The organism is Candidatus Methylomirabilota bacterium (assembly GCA_035315345.1).
GTDB lineage: Bacteria > Methylomirabilota > Methylomirabilia > Rokubacteriales > CSP1-6 > CAMLFJ01.
In genome coordinates, this window is sequence record DATFYA010000143.1 from 1 (window position 1) to 2,916 (window position 2,916).

At 69.2% G+C, this 2,916-nt stretch carries 4 protein-coding genes and 1 tRNA gene; all 5 read right to left on the reverse strand.

The genetic code is table 11. The features are described 5' to 3' along the window. Positions 1-455: radical SAM protein (locus VKN16_19065; protein HME96311.1), on the reverse strand; the 455-nt coding region annotated here is incomplete at its 3' end. 97 nt (positions 456-552) lie between these two features. After that, on the reverse strand, positions 553-1,686 hold the full coding sequence (locus VKN16_19070; protein ID HME96312.1) for a serine hydrolase domain-containing protein: 1,134 nt from the start codon (positions 1,684-1,686) through the stop codon (positions 553-555). A 10-nt stretch (positions 1,687-1,696) separates the two neighbouring features. Further along, positions 1,697-2,179 (reverse strand): peroxiredoxin family protein, encoded by a 483-nt coding sequence (locus VKN16_19075; protein ID HME96313.1) that lies wholly within the window; start codon positions 2,177-2,179, stop codon positions 1,697-1,699. Positions 2,180-2,249: 70 nt separating this feature from the next. Next, positions 2,250-2,334, reverse strand: a tRNA-Leu gene (locus VKN16_19080). Positions 2,335-2,379: 45 nt separating this feature from the next. Continuing rightward, on the reverse strand, positions 2,380-2,916 hold a 537-nt coding region (locus VKN16_19085), incomplete at its 5' end, for an ABC transporter permease (GenBank protein ID HME96314.1).

The window sequence follows — 2,916 nt, forward strand, 5'->3', positions numbered from 1 at the left end:
AAATCGGGGATCAACAGCTCGATCCGGCATCCCGGCGCCTCGTGTCGCACGGCGCGGACGGTCGCCGCAAAATGGGCCGCTCCGCCGTCTGCCAGATCGTCGCGATTCACCGAGGTGATCACCACGTGCTCGAGCCCGAGCTCGGCGACGGCCCGCCCCACCCGCTCCGGCTCCTCACGATCTTCCCAGACCGGCCGCCCGTGCGTGACCGCGCAGTAGCCGCAGTTGCGGGTGCATACGTCGCCCAGGATCATGAAGGTGGCGGTGAGATCCTCCCAGCACTCTCCGATGTTCGGGCAATGCGCCTCCTCGCACACCGAGTGGAGGTTCCACTCACGCATCAGCCCCTTGAGCCGGATGTACTTCGGGCCCCCCGGCGCCCGCACCTTCAGCCACGGCGGCTTGGGCGAGTCGGCGGGACGCGCGGCGTCGAGAAGTGGTAGGGAAACTCCCATCACTATTGTCCTTTGGCCTCGGGCGGCGTCATTATGGCACAACTTTCACAAGCCGCCAACCGAGCGGGACGCCTCCGCAGTCGATCGCCGCGTTCCCTTAGCGGTCGGACAGAATGGCGGCGTGAGCGGTGTTGCTGATCACGTCCAGCCGGGCGCTGTGCCAGGGATCCGGCACCCGGCTGTTGGTGAGATACGCGAAGGACACGCCGGAATCGGGATCGGCCCAGCAGTACGAGGAGCCCACCCCACCGTGGCCGAACGTCCGCGGCGACGCGATGCTACCGAGCCCGCGGATGGTCTCGGTGGTGCCCCGCACGTGCGGGCCCAGCGCCCGATGCATGGGCATGCCCATGTAGCCGTCGACCCGATCTCCGGTGACGCTTCGCGTGACGTACTGCACCATGCGGGTCGACAGCAGGCGCTTGCCGTTCAGCGTGCCGCCGGCCACGAGCATCTGGTAGAAGGCGGCCATCGCGCGGGCGCTGGCATAGCCGCCTCCGCCCGGCGTGCCCGCCCGGCGGAAGGGCGCGTTGTTCTCCTCAGCCCGCTTCACCGGCCCTCCGGGTACCGGCTCGTGCATGTCGACCGCGCGGGCGTGCTCGGCGTCCGGCAGGCCGACGAACAGCTCCTGCCCCAGTCCCAGCGGCTCGATGACCTGCTCGCGGATGAACGCGCGATAGTCGGTCTTGGTGAGGCTTTCGATCAGCACCGCGGCCACCCAGTGCGCGGCGCGGCTGTGATAGTGCACGCGCGAGCCCGGCGTCCACTCCAGCGTGAATCCGCACACCGCGCGCCGCAGCAGCTCGTGGTCGTCCCACGCGGCCGCGGGCACGTCCGCATTCGGAAAACCGCCCCGGTGGCTCAAGAGCTGGACGATCGTGATGTCGCCCTTGCCGTTGGCCTCGAAGCCGGGCACGTGCTCGGCCACCCGGTCCGTGAAGCGGAGCGCGCCCTGCTCGGCGAGCACCCAGACCGCGCAGGCGGTGACGACCTTCGTGTTCGAGTAGAGCAGCCACAGGGTGTCGTCGCGCGCGGCGGCGCGCGCCGGGTCGATCCGCGCGTCCCCGAAGGTCCGGAACAACGCCAGCTTGCCGTCGCGGGCCAGCGCGATCTGGGCCCCCGGATAGCGCCCCTCGGCCAGATGGCGGGTGATCAGCTCCTGCAGCCGCTCGAGCGGGCGGGGATCGAGGCCGACAGACGACGGGGTCGCGGCGGACAAGGGAACGGTCATCGGTACCTCCTCAGGAGTTCAGCCTCAGGGAACGGATCAGATCCACGACGCGCAGCAGCTCGCCGCCGTCCCGCACCATGTGCCGGTCGCCCGCCTGCCCCCACCGCAACATGCCGTCGCGATCGATGACGAACGTCGAGCGGTAGGCCACGTTGCGGTCCTGGTCCAGCACGCCGTAGGCAGAGATGACCGACCGGTGCACGTCGCTCAGGAGCGGAAAGGGAAACGGATGCGCCTGCAGGAATGCGGTGTGACAGAAGGGACTATCGCCGCTGATCGCGAGCAAGCAGGCGCCTCGCTGCTCGAGCGCGGCCGCGACCTGGCCCAGGCCGGTGAGCTCGGGCGTTCAGATGCCACCGAAGTCGTAGCAGTAGAAGCCGAGCACCACGTCGCGGCCCCGGTACTCGCGGAGCGAGATGGGACGACCCGTCGTGGCGGGCAGCTCGAATTCCGGCGCGGCCTGGCCCCATCGAAGCGGCGTCACGGGGCGCATTCTGGAGACTTTCGTCGGGGGAGTCAACCGTCGGAGAGAAGGCGCCCGCGGCTGGACGACGGATGGTACTTGGTGCCGAAGGGGGGACTCGAACCCCCACGGGTTGCCCCACACGCCCCTCAAACGTGCGCGTCTGCCAATTCCGCCACTTCGGCGCCGGCGAGGGCACAGTATGCCGTGCCCTCGCGAGGCTTGTCAATTCAGCGGCCGAGCCGGACGACGCGCCCGACGCGCGACTGGCGCAGACGGGGGTCGAGCGCGTCGCGAATCCCCTCCCCCACCAGGTTGTAGGAGAGCACCGTGACCAGGATCGCGAGGCCGGGATAGAGCGTCAGCCACCAGGCGATCTCGATGTAGTCGCGTCCGTCGTTGAGGATGTTGCCCCACGTCGCGTAGGGCGGCTGCACGCCCAGCCCGAGGAAGGACAGGCCGGCCTCGGTGAGGATCGCGGCGGGAATGCCGAGAGTCATGGCGACCAGGATGGGCGCGACCGCGTTGGGCAGGATGTGGCGGAAGATGATGCGCAGGGCGCCCGCCCCCACCGACTCCGACCAGATCACGAATTCGCGCTCGCGCAGAGTCAGGAACTCCGCGCGGACCAGCCGGGCCACGCCCATCCACCCGGTGAGTCCGATCACGGTCATGATCGTCCAGATCGACGGCTTGAGGAACGCGAGCACGGCCAGGAGCAGGAAGAAGCGCGGGAAGACCAGCATCAGGTCCACCAGGCGCATAAC